At 67.4% G+C, this 5,744-nt stretch carries 1 protein-coding gene and 1 pseudogene; both read left to right on the forward strand.

Annotation, left to right across the window (positions count from 1 at the left end; genetic code table 11):
• A pseudogene (locus VFY73_RS02725) lies at positions 1-5,185 on the forward strand (hypothetical protein); the annotation flags it as partial.
• A gap of 367 nt (positions 5,186-5,552) precedes the next feature.
• A partial coding sequence (locus tag VFY73_RS02730; RefSeq protein WP_329716375.1) for a hypothetical protein occupies positions 5,553-5,744 on the forward strand: 192 nt, incomplete at its 3' end.

Here is a 5,744-nt window from a genome sequence, read left to right on the forward strand (position 1 = left end):
TGCGGCGCAGCGCGCGCTGGATGCGGCCCGCAAGGCGCAAGCCGAGATGGAGAAGGCGCAGAAGGCGCTGAACGACAACAAGGACGTGGCCAAGAAGGCGGCGCTGCAGGACGACTTCGACGCCAAGAAGGCGACGGCCGAGGAGAAGTGGGCCGACGCGAAGGTGGCCGGCAAGGAGGCGCTCGAGGCCGCCGGCCCGCAGGGCCAGGCCAAGACGGCGGGCGACCTGAAGGCGCTGGACAGCAAGAACACCAACTGGACCGAGCGGGTCGACGCCGCCCAGAAGGAAAAGCCCGACATCGCCACGATCACGACGGGCAACACCAACGCCGATGCGGCGGCCAAGCGGGTCGCGGGCGCCTACGCCGAGGGCGGTGGCGACGCTGCCGCCAAGCAACTGCGCAGCGAGCTCGAGAGCGCCAACACGCCTCAGGAGCGCAGCGCCGTCTTGCGCAGTGCGATGCCGGTCGTCGATCGCATCACCAAGGACCTGGGGGCGAACGGCCGCCACGCCGACGAAGACTGGCCGAAGCCCGGCCGGAACGCGTCGACCGACCCGGAGGTGATGACCACCCGCGGCGAGTTCGACCAGACGGTGGCCGACCTGGAGGCCAGCGTCGAGCTGGCCGGTGACAAGGAGGCGGCCTTCCACATCGCCCACGACATCCTGCAGGTGATGCCGGGCGGCACCAAGGGCAACAGCGCCAACAACCTGCTCGGCCTGCTGGGCCTGGACCTGGGCCAGTCGTCGCCGGGTCGCACCTCGATGCTCGAGACGGCCTTGTCGGCCGCGCTGATCCAGCCCGATGCGAAGGCACCGGCCGGCACGGTGCTGGCCACGCCGCTGGACCAGCGCAACGACGCCGCGCGGCTGCTGTCGCCCGACATGCCGGCACAGGTCACCGTCAAGGACTGGACCGACGACCAGGGCGTCAGGCACGACGGCACGATCTGGCACGAGATCGAGCAGAACCCCGACCTGTTCCTGACCGCCGACCAGCGCAAGGACATCGCCAAGCGCACCGACGGCTGGCCGGCCGACGAGGTGCTGAAGGAGAAGACCGCGCATGGCTTGCAGAACCTGCGCGAGCAGAACCCCGGCCAGGACGTCGACAACGCCAAGTCCGGCGACACCTTCACGTTCAAGAACGAAGACCCGCGCAGCGGGCTGCCCAAGCCGCTCGACAAGGCCGTGCAGACGGCGGCCGACGACTCGAAGGCCGGCCATCCCAACGACCTGCAGTACGGTGCGGACCTCGATGCGCTGACCAACTCGCCAGCCTTTCGCAAGCTGAACACCAACCAGCAGCTCGACGCGGTTGGTCAGTTCGACCGCACGATCACGCAGCTCGCCAATGCCAAACAGGTGCTCACCACCGACGAGAAAGACAAGTTGCGCGAGCTGATCGGCTCGTCGAACTTCCACGACGTGAACGTTCGCGTGCAGGACCGGCTGCTGGGCATGTTCAGCGAGTCCGCGAAGAACGAGCCGGCGCTGAAGGCGTTGAACAACCTGGTCGACCTGCCGGGCTTTCGTGCGCTCGATAACGAGGCGATGGAGTTCAAGGTGCTGAGCGCCTTCCAGCACGACGAGGTCTTTCGCGGCACGGTCGGCAAACTGGCCGGCCGCACCGATCTGTCGCCGGCCGACCAGCGTGGAGCGCTCGAGGTGCTGACCCAGGTGCAGGCCGAGCGCCAGCTGTACGACAAGAGCAATGCCGGCGACCGCCAGAAGATCATGGATTCCATGCTTGCAGCGGCCACCGACCCACGCTTTCGCGGCTTCAACAAGCTGCAGAAGGACGAGACCGTCAACCAGCTGGTCAAGTACGGCGACCAGCAGTACGCGCTGAAGGACGACGGCGTGGCCAAGGCGATCGAAGCCGGCTCGAAGGCCAAGCCGCCGCCGACGCCGATGCTGATCCCGACCCCGGGTTCGGTCACCACCGCGCCGAAGACCGGTCAGCCGACGCCGAACCCGTCGCCCGGCGAGTCGCCGTCGCCCACCACGACCGGGCCGACGCCAACGCCGACGGCCACGACGTCGCCGACCACCGAGCCCACCAAGTCGCCCACCACGGTTCCGCCCAAGGTGGCGACCGACACCGAGCCACCGAAGGCGCCGACCACCCCGACCAAGCCGGAGCCGCCGACGCTGGCCAGCGTCGGCAGCGACCTGACCAAAGCCCAGGCCGGCGCGAAGGACACCGCGACATCGAAGGAGACGATCAACGATCCGTTGCGCCGCGTGGCTGGCGAGGACCCGGTCTCCTACGCGTACGAGAAGCTCGCGGCCAAGCACCACGACGACAAGGCCTATCTCAAGCTGCTCGACGAGGCCCTGCCGCAACAGCGGCGCGACTTCACCAGGCAGCAGGTCAAGGACCTGGTCGGCCAGGGCAAGCCGGACGAGGCGATGAAGCTGCTCAGCACGCAGCTCAACGCGACGAAGGACCCGGCGGAGCGCAAGCAGCTGTGGGAGACCGCGGGCCAGCCCACGTTCTCGCGCAGCTACTTCGATCAACAGATCGACAAGGCGCTGGCCACCAAGGGCCTGACGCTGGAGAACCTGGGCAAGCAGTTCAAGGAACTCGGCGAGAACGCGCCACCCGAGGCCGCCAACCTCATGCTCGATGCGATCAAGGCCCACACCGACAAGGGCCCGGACGACCCGTTGTGGCAATTCCTGACGAACGACGTCTCGGCCAATGCAGGCACCTACGAGGGTCTCTCGCTGCTCGTCGAGCGCGCCGACTCGCTGGGTGGCAACCGCGCCGACGAGGTGGCGAACTTCTACGCCACGGCCTTCGACAAGATCGCCCGCGACCCGAAGCTGTCAGCCGGCACGGCGCTGATGCTGACCGGCGGACCCGAAGGCGGGCTGCGCCAGAAGATCACCGACTCCATCGCCGACCACGGTGCCGCCAAGCTGAGCGTGGCACTTTTCAACGCCGCCAGGAAACACGCGAACGGGCCGGACATGGGCGGTGGACGCGACTGGACGGACACCATCGAGACCAAGACGCGCAACGGCATGCGTGACGGCATCAAGGAGTTCCGCGACAACGTCTCGGGTGACGTCGAAGACTGGCAGAAGCAGAACAAGAACGCGCTGCGGCTGGTGCAGGACTACGGCGGCCTCGACCCCGAGGGCGTGGCGCGGGCCCTCGCCAAGGACCGCAAGGACCACCCGGACACCTACTTCCGGATCGAGGACGACAAGCCCGTCGGCGTCGATGTCGCGTACGCCAAGATGGAGCAGCGCGGGATCCAGGTCGACGGGCTGATGCGCGACCTGATCGGGTTGAACCTCGACTTCGACAAGGCGTCGATGCCGGCCGAGAAGCAGCTGGGCGACGAGATCAAGAGCCTGGACACCGACCCGCTGGCGATGAGCACGTTGAAGAACAACGTGAGCCTGGACGAGCACCGCGCCGACCAGCTCAACTTCGGCCACTTCGCCCCCGCCGCCAGCCCCTGGAACCCGACCGCCGTGGTCGGCTCGCAGCGCGACCACGTCGACAAGCTGGTGCGCGACTACCACGTGCCGCCCGAACTGGCGACCAAGGTGAACGAGCGCACCGACCGCTGGGAAACGGACCTGCGCACCGAACTGGGCCAGGGCGACAAGGTCTCGTACGACAAGCTCAAGACGCTGACCGACGAGTACCAGAAAGACGTGCAGGCGCTGCTGAAGGACAAGGTGCCCAATGGCGGCGACGGCGCGCTGGTCAAACCCAGCAGCGAGGTGGTCCAGGAGATCCGGACCACCCTGCAGGGCATCGGCACGACCACCTCGACGCTGCGCCTGACGATGAACTGGTTCCGCGACTCCGGCGATCAGCTGCTGCGTGCCTACAGCTCGGTCGCCTTCCGCCGCGGCGTGAACGGCGCGGGCCAGTTCGATCCCAACAGCGAGCTGATCCGCAATGCCGCGCGCCTGGGCCTGAGCGACGAGAAGTCGATCCAGAAGGCCTTCGACTTCAACGAGAAGATGCAGGCCGAGATCAACAAGCGCCTGAACAGCGAGCCGGGGAAGACCAAGCTGTCCGACGTCGACATCAAGGAGCTGACCGAGCAGTTCAAGCGCGAGGCGCCGCAATACGGACCCCCGAAGGGCTACGAGGCCAAGTCACTGCCCGATGCCATGAAGACGTCGGAGCGCGTCACCCGCGGGCTGGGCATGCTCTGCTTCTTCGGCTCGGCGGTGAACAACGGCGTGAACGCCGCCGGCGAGAAGGGTGTCACCAGCAGCGATGTCTTCGCGGGGCTGTTCGGCAGCGGCGCGGTGATCGAGGCCTATCGCAGCTCCAAGGGCCTGGCGATGGAAGGCGGCAAGCTGCAACAGGCTTTCGAGAAGATGCACATGGGCCCGGATGGCGCCGAGCAGCTGTCGAAGGTCCTCAAGTCCAATGCGCTGGGCAGCGCGATCGCCTTCGCCGATTTCGCCTGGGCCTATGAAGACTTCACCGGCGAAACCTTGTGGGGTAACAAGGTCGGCAACGGCCAGGGCGACTCGACCGCCGGCCTGCTCACCAGCGGCGTGGTGCTGGCCGACCTGGTGGAGATCGGCGCGGCGGGCTGGCGGGCGCGCCTGGCGACGATGGCGGCGACCCAGGGCGGCGCCATCGCCGGCTCGAGCGCGGCGCCCGTCATCGGCTGGGTCGCCGCCGGCTTGCAGGCGGCCTTCCTCGCCGCGCGATTTGCCTACGGCGTGACCAAGGACAAGAACCAGTTCGAGTTCGAGGACAACAAGGACTACGCCGACATGGTCAAGTCGCTCGGCTTTACCGAGGACCAGGCGCGCGAGCTGATGAACCAGAGCGGCGGCAACACCGACGTCAAGGTCGACGACTGGGAGTGGTTCGTCCCGGGCTGGAACAGCTATCAATCCCTCCACAGCATGTTCGGCTCGGCCGAATCGTTCTTCCAGGAGGGCGGCATGGGCCCGATGCACGCACTGAACCCGCTGTTCGATGCCAACAACGTGCCGCAAGAGCAGCGCCTGCAGTACCTGCAATCGCTGTCGCCGGACGAGATGAAGAAGCTGATCGGCCAGACCCACAAGGTCCTGGACGACGAGATGAAGGACGACGGCGAGATCACCAAGGAAAGCACGGCAGGGCTCGAAAGCTGGATGCGCGACAACAAGCTGTGGAAGAGCGAGTACCTGGGGGTGTCATAGGGCCCCCACGGCCCCTTCCGGGGCCTGCCTTGCAGGGCCGCGCTTGGCCAATGGCCAAGCCCCTCGCCAGGCATGAACAGTGTTCATGTCCGGGCTCGGCCCCCAGGGGGCTCGCGCAGCGGACCGGCCAAGCCGGATCCGCGCACGCCACTTGAAGGGAGCGGCGCTTCGCGCGCTCGATGCCGCTTTCCCGTTCGGGCTGAGCTTGTCCACGCCAGCATGCACGCACGTGCCACGGCGGTCCACGCACCCCTCCACCCCTTCCGTGAATCCGTAGTTGTCGCTGCCCAGTCGAGTTCCTAATCTCGCGGGCTCTCGGGTCCTGCATGCAAGGGGGCCCTTCCGGATGCGATCCAAGGAGCCCACCATGTCGGTCACCATTGGCGGTTACGCGCCCGTTTACACCCCCACGCACGTCCCGCCGGAGCCCAAGCCCGACACGAGCCAGGCCGATGCGGCGGCCGCGGCGCTGCGAGAAGCGCTGGCTGCGGCGCAGCGCGCGCTGGATGCGGCCCGCAAGGCGCAAGCCGAGATGGAGAAGGCGCAGAAGGCGCTGAAC

The sequence above is a fragment of the Ideonella sp. genome, assembly GCF_036277275.1.
Taxonomy (GTDB): domain Bacteria; phylum Pseudomonadota; class Gammaproteobacteria; order Burkholderiales; family Burkholderiaceae_C; genus Ideonella.